The following is a 16,602-nucleotide window of genomic DNA, read 5'->3' as shown; positions in this document are numbered from 1 at the left end:
TTCCCCAGGACGTTTCACGTGGAACCATCACTTTCCGGGGTGACGTGAATCACGGTGAGCGCCACGAAGATCAGCCACCCGGAAAAGGCGGCGAGCTGGACACGCTGCCCGAGCCCGAGCCAAGCGTCCTGCTGCCCGCGCAATCCAGCGGCCGTCAGCGTCCAGACCGTGCCGCCGATGAACACGAACGCAACGACTACCCCGGTCAGTTTCAACCAGATGGGCCAGCCGTAGCGGAACGCGGCCAGTAGGAACGCAAGCGTCGACACCACCGCTCCCGTCGACGCGGACGCGCTGGTGACGGCGTGCAGGTCATGGGTGAGCGGCAGGTCCCCGGCGTTCTCGCGGGTGGCGCACACGACGTCGGTGGTGGCGGCGCAACTCATCGGCAGACGAGAATCCGCGATCGTCGCGAGCGCGAACACGATCAGTGCGATCCACCCGACCGACGTCACCCAGCTGCGCGAGTACCGCGACAGTCCCAGCACCCCGGCGACGGCAACGATGCACCCGGTCACCAGGTCGCTGGTGCGGAACCAGAATCCGTACGGCTGATCCGCGGCGGCGAGTTCGCTCGCGAATCCGCGCAATGGATCGATGCCGGTGTCGAGGACGAACTCGAGCAGCCACGACGCGTACCCGACCGCACCGAGGATCAAGAGCGCCGCGACGGCCACCCGGCCGCGGGCGATCATTGCCTCGGCTTGGCCAGGGGGAAGGCGAGGGTTTCGCGGATGCTGCCGCCGGTGATGAGCATGACGACCCGGTCGACGCCCATACCGAGCCCACCGGTCGGGGGCATGGCGTGTTCGAGGGCCTGCAGGAAATCCTCGTCGAGTTCCATCGCCTCTTCGTCACCGCCGGCGGCGAGCATCGACTGCTCGGTGAGCCGGTTCCGCTGATCCACGGGGTCGGTGAGTTCGCTGTACGCGGTGCCGAGTTCGACGCCCCACGCGACGAGATCCCACTTCGCGGCGACCCCCGGAATGGTGGGGTGGGGACGTGTCAGTGGTGACATCGACGTCGGGAAGTTGGTGTAGAAGGTGGGGAATTCCGTGTAATCCTCGACGAGGTGCTCATACATTTCCTGCGCGACGGCACCCGCGTCCCAGGTGGACTGGTACGGGATCTCGTGTTCGTCGCACAGCCGCTGCAGTTCCGCGAGCGGTGTCTCGGGGGAGACGTCGACCCCGAGTTTCTCGGCGACCGCCTGATGCATCGTCTTCACGGGCCACTCGCCGGAGATGTCGACCTCCACCAGTGTGCCGTCGGGGCCGGGCCGCATGATGATCTCGCGTCCGTATGCGGCGACCGCCGCGGTCTGGATGAGTTCGCGGCACAGCACCATCATCTTCTCGTAGTCGCTGTGCGCCTCGTACGCCTCGAGGATGGTGAACTCCGGATTGTGCTTGAAATCGACGCCCTCGTTGCGGAAGACGCGGCCGATCTCGAAGACCTTCTCCATGCCGGCGACGCAGAGCCGCTTGAGGTACAGCTCGGGAGCGATCCGCAGGTAGAGGTCCAGGTTGTAGGCGTTGATGTGGGTGAGGAACGGGGCGGCGTTGGCGCCGCCGTGGACCTGCTGCAGGATCGGGGTCTCCACCTCGAGGAAACCGCGGCCGCCCAGCGAATCGCGCAGCGACTTCACGACGGCGCTGCGGGCCTCGAGCAGGCGCCGGGCGTCGGAGTTGATCGCGAGGTCGACGTACCGCTGCCGCACGCGAGTCTCCGGGTCGGACAGTCCCTTCCACTTGTCCGGCAGGGGGTGCAGGCATTTGCCGGTCATGCGCCATTCGTTGGCCAGCAGCGACAGCGCGCCCCGGCGGCTGTAGCCGATGACGCCGGCGACCTCGACGAGGTCGCCGAGGTCGAATTCGGCGGCGAACGCCCGGATGCGATCGGTTCCCACGCGCGCTTCGTCGACGAGGACCTGGATGTCGCCGGACCAGTCCCGGACCACCGCGAACACGACGCCGCCGTAGTCGCGGATCCGGAGCAGGCGGCCGGCGATGCGGACCGTCGTGCCCTCGGGGGATTCCACGGCCTCGGTCACCGTGTGGCTGGGTGGGAACGCGACCGGGTAGGGATCGATGCCCTGTTCGGCGAGACCGGCGAGTTTGTCGAGCCGGACGCGGACCTGCTCGGGGCGTTTCGGTCCGGTCGCCGTCGGTGCGAGGCCCTCGCCGGGTGCGCTGCCGTCGGAGTGCAGACCCTCGGCGGCGACGAGTGCGGCGGGAACCGCGGCGTGGTGGCCGGTGTGCTCGATGGCGTCGTGGGTCCCGGAGCGGCCGAACCGCGGCAGCGTCACGAATCCTTCCGCGACGGCCGAGGCGAAGCCGACGCGCAGCAGTTCCCGGTTGTCTTCGAAGCAGAGGAAGCGCGGCACCCACTCGGGCTGGTATTTCACGTTGGACCGGTAGAGCGCCTCGAGCTGCCACCAGCGGGAGAAGAAGACGAGGATCGAGCGCCAGATCCGCAGGATGGGTCCCGCTCCGATGCGGGAGCCCTCCTCGAAGACCGAGCGGAACACCGCGAAGTTCAGCGATACCTTGGTGATGCCGAATTGGTCGGAGGTGGTGGCCAGTTCGGACACCATCAGCTCCACCACCCCGTTGGGGGACGTCGGCTTGCGGCGCATCAGATCGAGGGAGACACCCGTCGGACCCCACGGGACGAGCGACAGGATGCCGTCGATCTCGCCGTTCTCGTCGATGGCCTCGACCAGCAGGCAGTCGCCGTCGAGTCGGTCGCCGAGCCGGCCGAGGGCCATGGAGAATCCGCGCTCGGTTTCGGTGTCCCGCCACGCGTCCGCGAGGCGGATGGCCTCGGCCATCTCGTCGGCGGGCACGTCGCGGTGCCTGCGGATCCGGACGGTGACGCCCTGGCGGCGGACGCGGGTGACGGCCTGGCGGACCTGCCGCATGTCGCGTCCGCTGAGGTTGAATTCGCGGGTGCGGAGGATGGCCTCGTCGCCGAGTTGGAGCACGGTGAGACCGGCCTTGTTGTAGGCCGTGGCCCCGGTTTCGCTGGCCCCCATCACGGCGGTGGCCCAACCGTATTGGGACGAGAGGGCCTGCCACGCCTCGATCGCGTGCGGCCACGCCTCGGGGTCGCCGATCGGATCACCGCTGGCGAGGCACACGCCGAGTTCGACGCGGTAGGTGATGGCCGCCTTCCCGCTGGGTGCGAAGACGACGGCCTTGTCGCGGCGGGTGGCGAAGTAGCCGAGGGAGTCGTCGGCGCCGTACTGCAACAGCAGTCCGCGCAGCGCCGATTCGTCGTTGCCGGTGAGGGCGTTGTGGGAGCGCTGGGCGCGGAACAGGGTGATGACGGCGGCCAGCAGGGCGAGGGCGCCGAACAGGCCGAGGAGGGTGTTGACGAATCCGTGTGGGCGTCCGCTGAACTGTTCGTTGTCGGCCGCGGCGAGGGCGGTCACGCGGTTGAGGGCCCACAGAAAGCGCTCGCCCTGCGGCAGAGTGCCGGGGAAGAGTTCGACGAGCCCCCACCCGACGAGGGTGCCGATGGCGAGTCCGACGACGAGCACGCCGAGGGCTTTCCAGCCCGCGCCGCGCCGGACCCGGGTGTAGAACTCGGGCCGGGCCGCGATGAGGATGCCGATCAGCACCACCTGAACCACGGCGGCGACCATCGCGTTCACGTTCCGGTCGGTGATGCTCACGATCACGTTGGTGATCAGGATCAGCGTCAGGTAGATCGTCAACAGCCACCAGGCGATGCGTTTGCGGCTCGCCAGCGCCGCGGCGAGTAGCGCGACCACCAGCGCCCAGGACAGGCTCGTGTCCGGAGCGTCGAAGTAGTACATGTCGACGTACTCTCGCGGCACGTGCACGTAGTAGCGCAGCACCGGCGAGATGCTCCACAGGAACACCAGCACCGAGAACACGCCCAGGGTCAGTCCCGCGATGTGGGGAACCTGGTGAAGGCGCCCGTTCTTCGATCCGAGGGCGGGGCGGGGCCGTGGTCCGGTGGCGACGGCCGCCTCGGACGCCTGGTGTGTCTCGGTGCTAGCTGACATCGAGTGTTTCCTTCCCGGCAAGAGATACGTACCGATCACGGGAGACAGATGTTCCAGTGTTCAGTGTGAGCCGTCGGGCCGCGATTTGGGTGGAGAGGGAAGATAGAGGCATGTCCGACATTCACGACGCCGTGCCGATCCGAGACGAATCCATTCGTCTCGGCCAATTCCTCAAGCTCGCCAACCTCATCGAGTCGGGGGCCGAGGCGAAGGAAGTGATCGCCGACGGACTGGTGTCGGTGAACGGTGAGGTCGAGGTGCGGCGGGGACGGCAACTGCGGGACGGGGACGTCGTGGAGATCGGCGGGATGACGGCGCGGGTGAGCGCTCAGGCCTGACGGTCCGCGGACGCGAACTTCCGCAGGAACAGTGCCTCGGCGACGGCGAGGTTCTCGATTTCGCGGGGATCCACACTCTCGTTGGGGGCGTGGATGAGGCAGTGCGGTTCCTCCACGCCGATCAGCGCGATCTCCGCTCTCGGGACGACGGCGGAGAAGACGTTGCACAGGGGGATGGAGCCGCCCTGTCCGGCGGTTCCGAGTTCCTTCCCGAACGCCTCTTCCATCGCCGCGCCGAGGGCGGCGTAACCGGGACCGTCGGTGGTCGCGCGGAACGGGGAGCCCACCGCCTCGCGTTCCACTTTCACCCGCGCGTTCCACGGGGCGGCGTTCTCGAGGTGCGCGGCGAGTGCGTCTTGCGCCTTCCGCGGGTCCGTGCCGGGCGGGACCCGCAGGTTGAGGCGGGCCGATGCGCGCGGCGAGATGGCGGCGGCCGATCCGACGACGGGCGGGCAGTCGATGCCGAGAATGGTCAGCGCCGGCCGCGCCCACACGGCGTCGGCGATCGAGGCAGAGCCTGCGAGGCGGACCCCGTCGAGCACACCAGCGTCCGCGCGGAACTGCGCCTCGGGGTAGTCGACACCCGTCCACGTCTGGTCCGAGTCGAGACCGTCGACGACGGTGTTGCCGTCCCGGTCCCGGAGGGTGGCGAGCATCTGGACGAGGGCGGCGAGAGCGTCGGGGGCGGGTCCGCCGAACATGCCGGAATGTACTTCCCCGGCCAGGGTCTCGACGTGGACCACGACGTTCGCGATGCCGCGGAGTGTGGTGGTGACGGTAGGCAGGCCGACCGCGGCGTTGCCGGTGTCGACGACGAGGATCATGTCGGCGTCGAAGAGTTCGGGCCTGGCCTCGACGAGGTTTTCGAGCCCGCCGGTGCCCATTTCCTCGGACCCTTCGGCGACGATCCTGATCCCGACGGGGAACGGGGTGCCGAGTGCACGCAGCGCCAGCAGGTGCATCACGATGTTGCCCTTGCAGTCGGCAGCGCCGCGCCCGTACCAGCGCCCGTCCCGCTCGGTGAGCGTGAAGGGGTCGGTGTGCCACAGCTTCTCGTCGCCGGGCGGTTGAACGTCGTAGTGGCAGTACAGCAGCACGGTGGGCGCGCCGTCCGGTGCGGGCTGATGCCCGACGACGGCGTGTGAACCGTCGGAGGTTTCGATCAGTTCGACCTGTCCGATCCCGGCTCCGAGGAACGCGTCCCGAACCCACTCGGCGGCGCGCACACACTCCTCCGGCGGGAACTGCCGCGGATCGGCCACCGACCGCATTGCCACCAACTCGGCGAGTTCGTCACGCGCCGTCGGCATCAGCCCGGCTACCTTGGAACGGATGTCGTCGGACATGTGCGCCTCCTCGGGGTTTCGCTAATTCTCGTCCACGAGTTTCAGATCGTCGACGGCGGACTCGAATTCCGCCGACTTCCCGGGCAGTACACGGCGATCACCAGGCGCCCGCTGCGCATCACACCCGTGGTGAGCGACGGTTTCTCGGCGGGCACTACCCAACTGATCGCGACGGCCGGAAGGATGAAGTTGCCGAGCACCAGACCCGTGGCCACGAGCATCGCGCGGGGGAACGGCTTACTCCGGATTATTGCGTCGGTATTCGGAGCCTCGCGGCGGTTCGGTACCGATGGATACCGAACCGCCGATCGGTGCGAGTCTCCGTCACTTCCTGAGGATCACGGTTTTCGTCTCGGTGTAGGCGTCGAGCACTGCGGCGCCGTGCTCACGACCCCAACCCGACTGCTTGTACCCGCCGAACGGCAGGGCCGGGTCGAGCACGTGGTAGCTGTTGATCCAGACGGTGCCGGCTTTGAGCTTCGCCGCCACGGTGTGCGCCTTCGACACGTCCGACGTCCAGACTCCGGCAGCGAGCCCGAAGTCGGTGTCGTTCGCGGCGCGGACGATGTCGTCGGCGTCGTCGAAGGGAATGGCGGTGACGACGGGCCCGAAGATCTCCTCACGCACGACCCGCATCCCGGGGGTGGTGTCGACGAGGACGGTGGGTTCGACGAAGTAGCCGATCTCGCCCTTACGTCGGCCGCCCGTCACCGCCGTGGCGCCTTCGGCGCGGCCGCTGTCGAGGTAGCCGAGCACGGTGTCGAGTTGCTTCTGTGACACCAACGGCCCCATCTGGGTGTCCGGGTCGAGGCTGTCGCCGACCTTCATCTCCGCTGCGATCCTTGCGACACCCTCCACGACCCGGTCGTACACCGTCGACTGCACGAACAACCGGGATCCGGCCTCGCAGGCCTCACCCTGGTTGAAGAAGATCGCCATCGCGGCGCCCTCGATCGCGGCGTCGATGTCGGCGTCGTCGAAAACGATATTCGGTGACTTGCCGCCGAGTTCGAGGGTCACCTTCTTCAAGTTGCCGCGGGCGGCACCGACGATGTGCCGACCCACCTCCGTGGAGCCGGTGAACGACACCTTGTCGACGCCGCGGTGGGCGGCAAGGGCGGCGCCGACGTTCTCGCCGTCACCTTGCACGATGTTCACCACCCCGTCCGGGACGCCGGCCTCGCGGAGCACTTCACCGAGAAGGGCTGCGCTGAGCGGGGTTTGCTCGGCGGGCTTGAGGATCACCGTGTTGCCGGCGGCGAGGGCAGGGCTCAGCTTCCACGCGGCCAGCAGCAGCGGAAAATTCCACGCGACGATGGCGGCGACGACGCCGACGGGCTCCCGGACCGTGTACGCGAGGTAGTCACCGGGTGCGGCGGCGGAGGTGACGGGAATCGTGGTGCCCTCGAGCTTGGTGGGCCAGCCGGCCATGTACCGGAACCAGTCCGCCGACAGCGGCACGTCGACCAGACGGGCGTAGGTCAGCGGTTTTCCGTTGTCGAGCGCCTCGACCAGCGCGAACTCCTCGACCCGCTCTTCCAGGAGGTCGCCGACCCGCCACAGGATCCTGCTCCGCTGCGCGGGTGTCATCCGACCCCACGGTCCCTCGAGCGCGCGTCGGGACGCGGCGACCGCCCGATCGACGTCCGGCGTCCCGCCGAACGCCACCTGCGTCAGCGGTTCGCCGGTGCAGGGGTTGTACGTGGTGAAGACCTCGCCTGAGGCCGCGGGCACCTGCAGGCCGTCGATCAGGTGCAGAACGGGTGCGCTCAGGAACGCGGATACCTCCGGCAACAGTGCCGTCGACGTGGTTGTCATGGTGGTACTCCTCGATGGTGTCGGATTTTCTGGGGCGGTGGGTGAATTGGTGTGAGGGGCGGCGCGGTGGGCCACCTCTCACGGTCTCGATCCATTGACAGGGGTGGGTGAAGGCGCAGAATCTAAGTCGTGCGTGCTGGTCCCGCGCACGTCCCGGCACCCGCGAACTCGGAGGACGATGTGCCCTATTGGTCTACCTCCAGCCTGAGTGCGCGCGATCAGGCCGGCTACTGGGGTGATGTGGTGTGCGAGGCGTTCACGCCGCTGTCTCCTCATCGGGGGCGTGCACAACTCGATCGCAGTGCTACTGCGGAGGGAATGCCGGGATGGGTGCGGTCGGAACCACTCGCCGAGACGAACTGCGCAGAAATTTCCTCCTGCACTCAACTGCTGACCCACGGGCGCGACGAGGTCCGCCGGACGCCGTTGGATGCGCTGTTCGTCAACCTGCAGCTGTCGGGGTCGTGCTACGGGGAACAGGACGGCCGCCGGTGCATCGTCCAGCCGGGTAGTTTCGCGGTATTCGACACCACCCGTCCGTACTCCCTCGAGTTCAGGGAGCCGGCGAACGACACCAGTTGGCGGGTCCTGTCTTTTCGGGTTCCCCGGGAACAGTGGAATTCGACTGTCCGTGTCGACGACGCGACGTCGTGCGCCGTCGACACGACGTCCGGAGCGGGGCACATCGTCGGAACGATGATGTCCGCACTGTGGAGCGAACGACCGAATCTGGACGACATCACGGTGAAGGCGCTGGAGCGATCGTTCGCCGACGTTCTCACTGCGATCGCCGCCGCCCGAGGGGGACGCTCCGCACAGTCCGACGACGAGCGCCGAGATGCGGCGTTACGCCGTATCGTGCGGCACTATGTCCGCTCGGCCATCCCACTCGGACGGGTCACCGCGGACGGCGCCGCGCGGGAGGCCGCGATCTCCGTCCGCACGCTCCATCGACTGTTTCAGTCCGTCGACACCACCTTCTCGGCGTGTGTCCGGGACGAGCGGCTCCGCGGGGCGATGGGCGATCTCGAGATGGCACCGGATTCGGTGAGGCTCAGTGAGATCGCTACCCGCTGGGGATATTGCGACAGTTCGCATCTGACGCACACGTTCCGGCGCCATCTCGAATGCACACCCTCCCAGTACCGGGAGTCGTGCCGCATCCCGGCGGATCAGCCGGCCACGATCCCGCCGGCGGACTGCATCGGATCGAAATCCGGGCGCTTCAGCAACGCGTGCAGTTGGCGACGGCGGACACCCATGTTCCCTCCGTCGTACAGCGGGAAACACAAGACGTCTTCCATGATTCCGGCGATCGGGGTCTGGTCTCCGTACGCGTTCACCCCCACCACGCGCATCGTGTCGTACACGGTCTGCACCGCGAGCTCGGACGCATAAATTTTCACCATGTGACCGAGTTCCTCGTCTGCGCCACCGGTCTTGTCGTAGAGGTCGCAGGCCTTCCACGTGAAGTAACGCGCAGCTTCGATGCGGGTCTTGATGTCGACGAGCATGTAGCCGACATTCTGGTAGTCGATGATCGGGACGGGCCCGGATCGCTTGTCGGTCCTGGCGAATTCGTACGCGTAGTCGAATGCCGCCCGCATCCGCCCGACGCACGCCGCCCCGATGAGGGAGGACGTCCAGTTGAACGTCTTGCGGACGATCTCCATCCCGTCACCGGGTCCTCCGATGAGGTTGCCGGCGGGAACCCGGACGTCGGTGAACGTGATGCGGGGGGAGGCGGTCGCCCGGTGGCCCATGGTGTCGATGTAGGACTCGATCGTGATACCCGGGGTGTCGCCGGGGACGACGATCACGGCTGCCGATTCCTGCGGCGGCAGGTTCGGGTCGGTCCGGCACAGAACGCTGATCAGTGCGGCACCGTTCCCATCCCACCCCGAACCATTGGTGGTGAAGTGCTTGTCACCGTTGATGACCCACTCGTCCCCGTCCAATCGGGCGAAGGTCTGTATCCCGCCCGACGTGTCGGTGGTGTCGAAGTTCGCACCCCCGCTGGTCTCGGTGAACGCCCATGCCGCCAGGAGAGGTTCCTCGCCCGCGAAAGGTGGCAGGAAGGTGGCCTTCTGTTCGGCGTTCCCGAAGTGGATGATCGGCTGCAGCCCCAGACCTGTGCCGAGGAGTGCGCTCGGAACATTGATATCTGCCCGCGTCAGTTCCTCGGCGGCCAAGGCGAAGTCGAGCGACGGCATTGCCGTTCCGCCGTATTCGACGGGGAGCAGTGCCTTCAGGAAACCGGCATTCACCATGTCCTGGTAGAACGGTTTGATCGCCGCGAACCGCGCCTCCGGCGTGGCCAAGGGTGCGATCACGCCCTCGACGAGGCTGAGTCTCTCTTCGGCGAACGATCGCGCCGCCTTCTGCAGGCCGGCTTGTTCCGGGCTCAGGTCAAAGTTGATGGCCATGGTGATCGATTCCTCCGCTGTTGCCACACTACGACGATTGTGTGAGCTCGAACACATCCCGAGCTCGGTAATCAATGGTGGCGCGGAGTACGTCCTCCAGGCTTGGACCGATGCGCCGACTGCGCTGGACAATTGCGCCAGAAGGATCGGACCGGTGTGGAGGCGGAGGGAATGTGGGTCGTCGCCGCGCCAGGAGAAGGGGCGGCTGGGATTGCCTGCCGGCCTATTCCTGGCGGGCGACGCACGGATAGGGGTGCTCGCTCTCTCGAATCAGCGGACGACGACGCCGTCCTGATCGCTGTAGACGGTCTCGCCGGGGTTGAACGTGACGCCGCCGATCTCGATCGGGACGTTCTTCTCACCGGAGCCGGTCTGGGTGCTCTTGCGGGGGTTGGTGCCCAGCGCCTTGACGCCGATGTCCAGGGTCTTCAGGATCGCCGAGTCGCGGACCGCGCCGTTGACGATCACTCCGGCCCAGCCGTTGTCGACGCCGCGGCCTGCGATGATGTCGCCGACGAGGGCGGTGTGGATGCTGGCATCGCCGTCGACGACGAGGACGCCGCCGTTGCCGGGCTCGCCGAGGGTCTGCTTGACCAGCAGGTTGTCCTGAAAGCACTTGATGGTCGTGATGGGGCCGGAGAACACTTCACGGCCGCCGAACTGGATGAACTGCGTGTCGCAGCTCCGGATGTCGGGTCCGATCTCGTCTGCCAGGTCGGCGGTTGCCACGGGTTCAGTCATACGCGCCAGGATAGAGGGCGGTCGCTGGGAGAATGCGGGCCATGACCATTGCAGTGACCGGAGCGACGGGGTCCATCGGCGGCAAGGTGCTCGAGCGGCTCGGCGGCGGCGCCGGTGTCCGGCTGATCGGGCGTGACGCGCAGCGACTCGCGCCGCTCGCCGAGCACTTCGACTCGGCGTTCGCCGTGGCCACATACGCCGACGGTCCGGCGATGACCGCGGCGCTGGACGGCGTCCGGTTGCTGTTCCTCGTCTCGGGTCACGAGAGCGCCACCCGACGGGACGAGCACCGCACCGTCGTGGACGCCGCCCGCGCCGCCGGGGTGGAGCGGATCGTCTACCTGTCGTTTCTCGGAGCGGCGCCGGAGTGCACGTTCACGTTCGGACGCGACCACTACTTCACGGAGCAGCACATCCGGGAAAGTGGGCTGAAGTTCACGTTCCTCCAGGACAGCTGGTATCAGTCGATGATCCCGCTGATGGCCGACGAGCAGGGCGTCATCCGCGGTCCCGCCGGGGACGGCCGGGTGAGCGCGGTGGCGCCCGACGACGTCGCCGATGCCGTGACGGCGGTCCTCACCACGGGTAACGGCGACCACGACGGCGTCACCTACCGCCTGACCGGTCCGGAGGCGTTCACCCTCACCGAGGCCGCCGCGACGATCACCCGGGTGACCGGACGTTCGGTGAGTTTCGTGAACGAGACACTGGACGAGGCGTACGCGTCCCGCGCTCGCTTCGGGGCGCCGGACTTCGCGGTCGCAGGGTGGGTGACCTCGTACGCAGCGATCGCGGCGGGTGAGTTGGCGGTAGTGACGGGAGACGTCGAGACGCTTACCGGGCGCCCGCCGCAGACCTTCGCCGACTACCTTTACAGCTACACTTGAGCCGTCCTGGCATAGCGAGCGGTAGATAGGTCTTTGATGGTCAGCTCATCCAATGGTGCGACGCCCACCGCGGCCGGCAACGTCGCAGACTGGCGTCGCCTCGAACCCACGAAGTTGACGCCGATCCTCAGCGCCTCCCTCGACGCGTTCTACGAACACGGTTTCCACGGCACATCGGTGCGCGACATCGCCCGACGGGTCGGTGTCACGGTACCCGCTCTCTATTACCACCACGAGAACAAGGAAGCCGTTCTCCTCGCGCTTCTCGAGCTGTCCACCAGCGACGTCCTCGAGCGGGCACACGCCGCGAGCGCCGACGGCGGCGACGATCCGGTGCAGCGGCTCGCCAATGTCATCGAGGCGATCGTGCTGCGGATGACCATGCGGTCCCGGCTGGCGGCGCTCGAGAGCGAGGTCCGGTACCTGAGCCCGGAGAACCGGCAGCGCTACCGCACCGTCCGCAAGGGCGTGGAGGAACTGGTCCTCGAGATCGTCAAGGAAGGCAAGAAGCGCGAACTTTTCGACGTGTCGGATGCCGCGGAGACGACGCGGGCGCTTCTCGGCATGTGCCAGTCGATTCCGCGCTGGTATCACGCCCAAGGCAAGCTGACCCCGGATGCCGTGGCGCGCAAGTACGTCGAGATCGCGATGAAGACGGTGGGATCTACCGAAGACCCGGTGAAGCCGAAGAAGAAGCGCACCGCCGACGTCTGACGGCGATGCGCCTCGGCGCGGCAGGTGCCGTCAGCTCCCCAGTCCCAGCCCGGATCCGACGGCGTCGAACTCCGTCGTCGTCTCGGTCGGCTCGCCGTTCGGTGGGGCGAACGTGAACACGGCGGTGTAGCGGCCGGCCTCGTGGGTCCGGATCGCGGCCGTCCCGGCGCCCAGGGTGAGGGGGATCGTCCGCGCGGTCACGTCGCCGGAGGGATCGGTGAGTTCCAGCTCGAGCGGGGTGGTGCCGTCCGTGCCCGTCGGGGTGGGGGTGACGATCGCGCCGAGGGTCACCAAATTGTTGGCGTAGACGGTTCCGATCGGTGGGACGACGTTGATCTGGTACGTGGTGGCGGCGGTTGCCGTGGGGGCCAGAGCGAGTGAGGCCGCTCCTGCCAGTGCGGCGATGGTCAAGGTCCCTCGCGAGAAGTGCACAGAATCCCTTCCTGTCGACGGTCTCTACGCGCGGCCACGTTACGGCAGTACCCTCCGATACCCGCCCCGACTCACCGTGCATCCGAAAATAGTTCGAACACACGGCTTTCCGGCGATTAGGATCTCGAAACGGTTCAGGATGAGGTGTTTTCCCGCGCGAGCGTACTGTCGGTGTGCTGCACGGGGCACGTTCTGGGGAACGTGCCCAGTTTCTCCACTTCGTACCCGTTCGGGTAGCTGCGAATGTTGGGCAGGTCGCGCGCGAACTTGGGCACGGTGCGCACGGGGTAGAACCGGACCAGGCGTGCCCGTGCCTTCAATGCCGCACGGGACAGCGTCCGCACGAGGCGGGATGGCCTCCGGTAGGCGAACGCGTCGAGAAGCGGGTCGTCCATCAGCGCCCACGAGAACCGTTTGATCAGGGGCGCGGGGGCAAGGTTGTTCGGTGGGAAGGTGCAGAGGAGGTCGAGTGTGGAGTCGGCGACGGCGCGGCCGCCCTCGTCGAACAGGAAGTGCTCCCCCTCGTAATCGTCCAGGAACGTCTCGAACGCCTCGAAGGTCTCGGGTATCTCCTTGATGCCCATGTACTTGCCGAGCGCCCGGTAGTAGTTGGTGGATCCGACGATCTCGTTGCGGGTGAGTTTCCGCCAGCCGAAGTCGTCGATCCAGCGCACCGGGGTCACCACGAACGTCGACAGCACGTAACGCATGTCGTCGTTGGAGATGTCGTAGGAACCGTGCATCTGGTTCATCCGGCGGATGGCGGCGCGGCCGGGGTCGCTGGTCAGGCCGTTTTCGAGGACGGCATCGAGGATCAGGCCGGTGTCGTCGTAGCGTTTCTGCACGCGTTCGGTGAATTCGCCCGTTTCGAACAGCAGCCTGCCGATGCTGGGCACCGCGTACGTCCGGAACAACGCGAAGCTGAGGGCTTGGTTGATGTCCCACGGAAACTCCTGCGTTGCGAGAATCCGGGCGATCTCTTCGTACTGCGTCTCGGGATCGAGGCGGTCGGTCCGGCGACGTAGATCGAAGCGTTTCATGGGTTTCACTTCCTGCAGCGGCTGTGACAGATGGCCAGGCAATTTAGCGATCGTTCAGATGGCTAGACTGTATCCCCTGTCACAGTGCGACGCCAGAGTGGCATTATGCGAACACATGGCACGAAATTCACCGCAGACCGAACGCATCGTGATGCTCACGGAACTCCTCGCCGATGAGCCGGAGACGCCCCGCAGCCTTGCCGACATCGCCCGGCACCTGGGTGTCGCCAAGGCGACCTGCTATCCGATGGTCGTGGCACTGACCGACGCCGGCTGGCTGATCCGGCACCCCACCCGCAAGACCTACCGTCTCGGCCCGGCGCTCATCCCGATCGGTCGCGCCGCCTCGACGGCCACGGACGTCGTCGACCTGGCGCGGTCCGTGATGCACGAACTGGCCGACGCGTCCGACATGGCGTCCATCGCGTTCGTGCAGTCCGGCGCCGACGTGGTGGTGGCCGAGGTCGTGCAACCCGTCGGCGGACGACGCGGGACCCTCGGCCTGCGGCTCGGCGACAAGGTGCTGCTCGCGCCCCCCATCGGTTCGGGACTCGCGGCCTGGTACCCGCAGGAACAGCGCGAGGAGTGGTACGCGCGCGGCGCGCAGGATCTGGGGGTCGGGGCGGACGATCTGCGGGCCACGTACGAACCGGCCCTCGCGCTGGTCCGGGAGCGCGGGTATGCGATGGAATCGATGCAGCAGCAAGCACATTCGCTTGCCAGTGCCGTCTCCGAACTCCGCGGTCGCGGAGTGGGCGGGCACCGCTCGACGCTCGCGCTGCGGGAGGCGCGCAAACTACTGTCGGCGGATGCGGTGGTGGGTGACATAGACCCGGAAGGCAGCTATCAGCCGCTGTCGATCAATGCGGCGGCATTCGACCGGGACGGTGAACCCGCGGTCGTGCTGTGTGTCGCCGACGCGTCCCGGCCGATGTCGGGAGTACGGACGGCGGAAATCGGCGAACTGGTCCGCGACGCCGCAGCCCGGGTGACGGCCGCCATGCACGGCCGCCACCCGTAGTACTGACAGGCTATTTCAGTTCGGCGAGGACGGTGCCCTGGGTGATGGCGGCGCCGGGTTCGACGGCGAGGCCGGTGACGGTGCCGGCCTTGTGGGCGTTGACGGGGTTTTCCATCTTCATGGCCTCGAGGACGGCGATGAGGTCGCCCTCGGCGACCTGCTGGCCTTCTTCGACGGCGACCTTGACGACGGTGCCCTGCATGGGGGCGGTGACGGCGTCACCGGACGCGGCGCCGCCGTGGGCGCCGCCGCGGGTGCGGGCCTTGGGCTTCTTCCGGACCGCGCCGGCCGCACCGCCGGTGCCGGTGCCGAGGGTGAACTGGCCGGGCAGGGACACCTCGACGCGGCGGCCGCCGACCTCGACGACGACGTTCTGCCGGGGCAGGTGCTCGTCCTCGTCGATCGGCTGGTTACCGGTGAACGGTTCGATCTGGTTGTCCCATTCGGTTTCGATCCACTTGGTGTAGACGTCGAAGGACTGGCCGTCGCCGATGAACGCGGGGTCGGAGACGACGGCCCGGTGGAACGGGATGACCGTCGCCAATCCTTCGACCTGGAATTCGGCCAGGGCGCGGCGGGCGCGGGCGAGGGCTTCGTCGCGGGTGGCGCCGGTGACGATGAGTTTGGCGAGCATGGAGTCGAATTGGCCGCCGATCACGGACCCGGTTTCGACGCCGGAGTCCATCCGGACGCCGGGGCCGGTGGGGGGCACGAACTTGGTGACCGGGCCGGGGGCGGGCAGGAAGCCGCGGCCGGCGTCCTCGCCGTTGATGCGGAATTCGAAGGCGTGCCCGCGGGGGGTGGGGTCCTCGAGGATGTCGAGTTTTTCGCCGTTGGCGATCTTGAACTGTTGCAGCACCAGGTCGATGCCGGCGGTTTCCTCGGTGACGGGGTGTTCGACCTGCAGGCGGGTGTTGACCTCGAGGAAGGAGACGGTGTCGCCCTGGACGAGGTATTCGACGGTGCCGGCGCCGTAGTAGCCGGCCTCCCGGCAGATGGCCTTGGCGGAGGAATGGATGCGGGCGCGTTGGTCGTCGGTGAGGAACGGGGCGGGGGCCTCCTCGACGAGTTTCTGGAAGCGGCGTTGCAGGGAGCAGTCGCGGGTGCCGGCGACGACGACGTTGCCGTGCTGGTCGGCGATGACCTGCGCTTCGACGTGCCGGGCCTTGTCCAGATACTGTTCGACGAAGCATTCGCCGCGGCCGAAGGCGGCGACGGCCTCGCGGGTGGCGGAGTCGAACAGTTCGGGGATTTCCTCGATGGTGTGGGCGACCTTCATGCCGCGGCCGCCGCCGCCGAAGGCGGCCTTGATGGCGACGGGGACACCGTATTCCTGGGCGAAGGCGACGACCTCGTCGGCGTTCTTGACGGGGTCCTTGGTGCCGGCGGCCATCGGGGCCTTGGCTTTTTCGGCGATGTGGCGGGCGGTGACCTTGTCGCCGAGGTCGCGGATCGATTGTGGGGAGGGGCCGATCCAGATCAGGCCGGCGTCGATCACGGCCTGGGCGAAGTCGGCGTTTTCGGAGAGGAAGCCGTAGCCGGGGTGGATGGCGTCGGCGCCGGATTTGGCGGCGGCGTCGAGGATTTTGTCGAACACCAGATACGATTCGGCGGAGGTCTGTCCGCCGAGGGCGAAGGCTTCGTCGGCCAGGCGCACGAACGGGGCGTCGGCGTCGGGTTCGGCGTAGACGGCGACGCTGGCCAGGCCGGCATCGGCTGCGGCCCGGATCACCCGCACTGCGATCTCACCGCGGTTCGCGACAAGCACCTTGGAAATACGTGCACTACTCATCGAAATGTCTT

14 protein-coding genes and 1 pseudogene are annotated in these 16,602 nt (G+C 67.4%); 5 read left to right on the top strand and 10 right to left on the bottom strand.

Translation table 11 applies throughout. The annotated features are described in order from the left end of the window. Positions 1 to 14: 14 nt before the first annotated feature. On the bottom strand, positions 15 to 695 hold the full coding sequence (locus H0B43_RS17595) for a DUF998 domain-containing protein (RefSeq protein WP_185726755.1): 681 nt from the start codon (positions 693 to 695) through the stop codon (positions 15 to 17). Continuing rightward, entirely contained in the window at positions 692 to 4,036 is a 3,345-nt protein-coding gene (gene lysX, locus H0B43_RS17590; protein WP_185726756.1) for a bifunctional lysylphosphatidylglycerol synthetase/lysine--tRNA ligase LysX, read from the bottom strand. The genes H0B43_RS17595 and lysX overlap by 4 nt, the downstream gene beginning before the upstream one ends. A 110-nt stretch (positions 4,037 to 4,146) precedes the next feature. On the opposite strand from lysX, the gene H0B43_RS17585 reads away from it, so the two are divergent. Next, positions 4,147 to 4,374 carry an RNA-binding S4 domain-containing protein gene (locus tag H0B43_RS17585; RefSeq protein ID WP_185726757.1) on the top strand — a complete coding sequence of 76 codons (228 nt, stop codon included), beginning with the start codon at positions 4,147 to 4,149 and terminating at the stop codon, positions 4,372 to 4,374. Here the strand turns inward: H0B43_RS17585 and H0B43_RS17580 are convergent. From H0B43_RS17580 to H0B43_RS17570, 3 genes are all read right to left on the bottom strand, one after another. Continuing rightward, positions 4,365 to 5,720, bottom strand: a complete 1,356-nt coding sequence (locus H0B43_RS17580) for a dipeptidase (RefSeq protein ID WP_185726758.1) — start codon at positions 5,718 to 5,720, stop codon at positions 4,365 to 4,367. The two genes, H0B43_RS17585 and H0B43_RS17580, sit on opposite strands and share 10 nt — an antisense overlap. Positions 5,721 to 5,761: 41 nt before the next feature. Continuing rightward, positions 5,762 to 5,941 (bottom strand): hypothetical protein, encoded by a 180-nt coding sequence (locus tag H0B43_RS17575; protein WP_185726759.1) that lies wholly within the window; start codon positions 5,939 to 5,941, stop codon positions 5,762 to 5,764. Between the two features lie 103 nt (positions 5,942 to 6,044). Continuing rightward, positions 6,045 to 7,538, bottom strand: coding sequence for an aldehyde dehydrogenase family protein (locus H0B43_RS17570; RefSeq protein WP_185726760.1), 1,494 nt, complete (start codon positions 7,536 to 7,538; stop codon positions 6,045 to 6,047). Positions 7,539 to 7,856: 318 nt separating this feature from the next. Here H0B43_RS17570 and H0B43_RS17565 point away from each other — a divergent pair. After that, positions 7,857 to 8,678 (top strand): annotated as a pseudogene (locus H0B43_RS17565) (helix-turn-helix domain-containing protein); the annotation flags it as partial. Between the two features lie 32 nt (positions 8,679 to 8,710). Here H0B43_RS17565 and H0B43_RS17560 read toward each other — a convergent pair. Next, positions 8,711 to 9,964: an acyl-CoA dehydrogenase family protein gene (locus H0B43_RS17560; protein WP_185726761.1), complete on the bottom strand. Its 1,254-nt coding sequence runs from the start codon at positions 9,962 to 9,964 to the stop codon at positions 8,711 to 8,713. A gap of 270 nt (positions 9,965 to 10,234) precedes the next feature. Beyond that, positions 10,235 to 10,705 (bottom strand): ribonuclease E activity regulator RraA, encoded by a 471-nt coding sequence (gene rraA / locus H0B43_RS17555; RefSeq protein ID WP_005563989.1) that lies wholly within the window; start codon positions 10,703 to 10,705, stop codon positions 10,235 to 10,237. A gap of 41 nt (positions 10,706 to 10,746) precedes the next feature. Here rraA and H0B43_RS17550 point away from each other — a divergent pair, with 41 nt between their 5' ends. Next, on the top strand, positions 10,747 to 11,592 hold the full coding sequence (locus tag H0B43_RS17550; protein ID WP_185726762.1) for an SDR family oxidoreductase: 846 nt from the start codon (positions 10,747 to 10,749) through the stop codon (positions 11,590 to 11,592). Positions 11,593 to 11,628: 36 nt separating this feature from the next. After that, the gene (locus H0B43_RS17545; RefSeq protein WP_185726763.1) at positions 11,629 to 12,306 is read left to right on the top strand and encodes a TetR/AcrR family transcriptional regulator; all 678 of its coding nucleotides are present in this window, start codon (positions 11,629 to 11,631) and stop codon (positions 12,304 to 12,306) included. Between the two features lie 30 nt (positions 12,307 to 12,336). On the opposite strand, the gene H0B43_RS17540 is transcribed toward H0B43_RS17545, so the two are convergent. Together H0B43_RS17540 and H0B43_RS17535 are read right to left on the bottom strand one after the other, a co-directional pair. Then, positions 12,337 to 12,738 (bottom strand): hypothetical protein, encoded by a 402-nt coding sequence (locus tag H0B43_RS17540; RefSeq protein WP_185726764.1) that lies wholly within the window; start codon positions 12,736 to 12,738, stop codon positions 12,337 to 12,339. A 134-nt stretch (positions 12,739 to 12,872) separates the two neighbouring features. Then, a complete protein-coding gene (locus tag H0B43_RS17535) occupies positions 12,873 to 13,778 on the bottom strand; it encodes an oxygenase MpaB family protein (RefSeq protein WP_185726765.1) in 906 nt (301 codons plus the stop codon). Positions 13,779 to 13,893: 115 nt separating this feature from the next. On the opposite strand from H0B43_RS17535, the gene H0B43_RS17530 reads away from it, so the two are divergent. Continuing rightward, positions 13,894 to 14,799, top strand: coding sequence for an IclR family transcriptional regulator (locus H0B43_RS17530; protein WP_185726766.1), 906 nt, complete (start codon positions 13,894 to 13,896; stop codon positions 14,797 to 14,799). A gap of 10 nt (positions 14,800 to 14,809) precedes the next feature. Here H0B43_RS17530 and H0B43_RS17525 read toward each other — a convergent pair whose 3' ends face one another. Beyond that, entirely contained in the window at positions 14,810 to 16,591 is a 1,782-nt protein-coding gene (locus tag H0B43_RS17525) for an acetyl/propionyl/methylcrotonyl-CoA carboxylase subunit alpha (protein WP_185726767.1), read from the bottom strand. Between the last annotated feature and the right edge of the window lie 11 nt (positions 16,592 to 16,602).

The sequence above is a fragment of the Rhodococcus sp. 4CII genome (assembly GCF_014256275.1).
GTDB classification, from domain to species: Bacteria; Actinomycetota; Actinomycetes; order Mycobacteriales; family Mycobacteriaceae; genus Rhodococcus_F; species Rhodococcus_F wratislaviensis_A.
This window is presented reverse-complemented; position numbering and strand designations above follow the sequence as displayed.

Excerpts from the sequence above, each read along its gene's own strand:
- H0B43_RS17570 (WP_185726760.1), bottom strand. The coding sequence starts at position 7,538 with ATGACAACCACGTCGACGGCACTGTTGCCGGAGGTATCCGCGTTCCTG.
- H0B43_RS17585 (WP_185726757.1), top strand. The coding sequence starts at position 4,147 with ATGTCCGACATTCACGACGCCGTGCCGATCCGAGACGAATCCATTCGT.
- H0B43_RS17575 (WP_185726759.1), bottom strand. The coding sequence starts at position 5,941 with ATGCTCGTGGCCACGGGTCTGGTGCTCGGCAACTTCATCCTTCCGGCC.
- H0B43_RS17550 (WP_185726762.1), top strand. The coding sequence starts at position 10,747 with ATGACCATTGCAGTGACCGGAGCGACGGGGTCCATCGGCGGCAAGGTG.
- H0B43_RS17545 (WP_185726763.1), top strand. The coding sequence starts at position 11,629 with ATGGTCAGCTCATCCAATGGTGCGACGCCCACCGCGGCCGGCAACGTC.
- H0B43_RS17535 (WP_185726765.1), bottom strand. The coding sequence starts at position 13,778 with ATGAAACGCTTCGATCTACGTCGCCGGACCGACCGCCTCGATCCCGAG.
- H0B43_RS17530 (WP_185726766.1), top strand. The coding sequence starts at position 13,894 with ATGGCACGAAATTCACCGCAGACCGAACGCATCGTGATGCTCACGGAA.
- lysX (WP_185726756.1), bottom strand. The coding sequence starts at position 4,036 with ATGTCAGCTAGCACCGAGACACACCAGGCGTCCGAGGCGGCCGTCGCC.
- H0B43_RS17560 (WP_185726761.1), bottom strand. The coding sequence starts at position 9,964 with ATGGCCATCAACTTTGACCTGAGCCCGGAACAAGCCGGCCTGCAGAAG.
- H0B43_RS17580 (WP_185726758.1), bottom strand. The coding sequence starts at position 5,720 with ATGTCCGACGACATCCGTTCCAAGGTAGCCGGGCTGATGCCGACGGCG.
- H0B43_RS17525 (WP_185726767.1), bottom strand. The coding sequence starts at position 16,591 with ATGAGTAGTGCACGTATTTCCAAGGTGCTTGTCGCGAACCGCGGTGAG.
- H0B43_RS17595 (WP_185726755.1), bottom strand. The coding sequence starts at position 695 with ATGATCGCCCGCGGCCGGGTGGCCGTCGCGGCGCTCTTGATCCTCGGT.
- rraA (WP_005563989.1), bottom strand. The coding sequence starts at position 10,705 with ATGACTGAACCCGTGGCAACCGCCGACCTGGCAGACGAGATCGGACCC.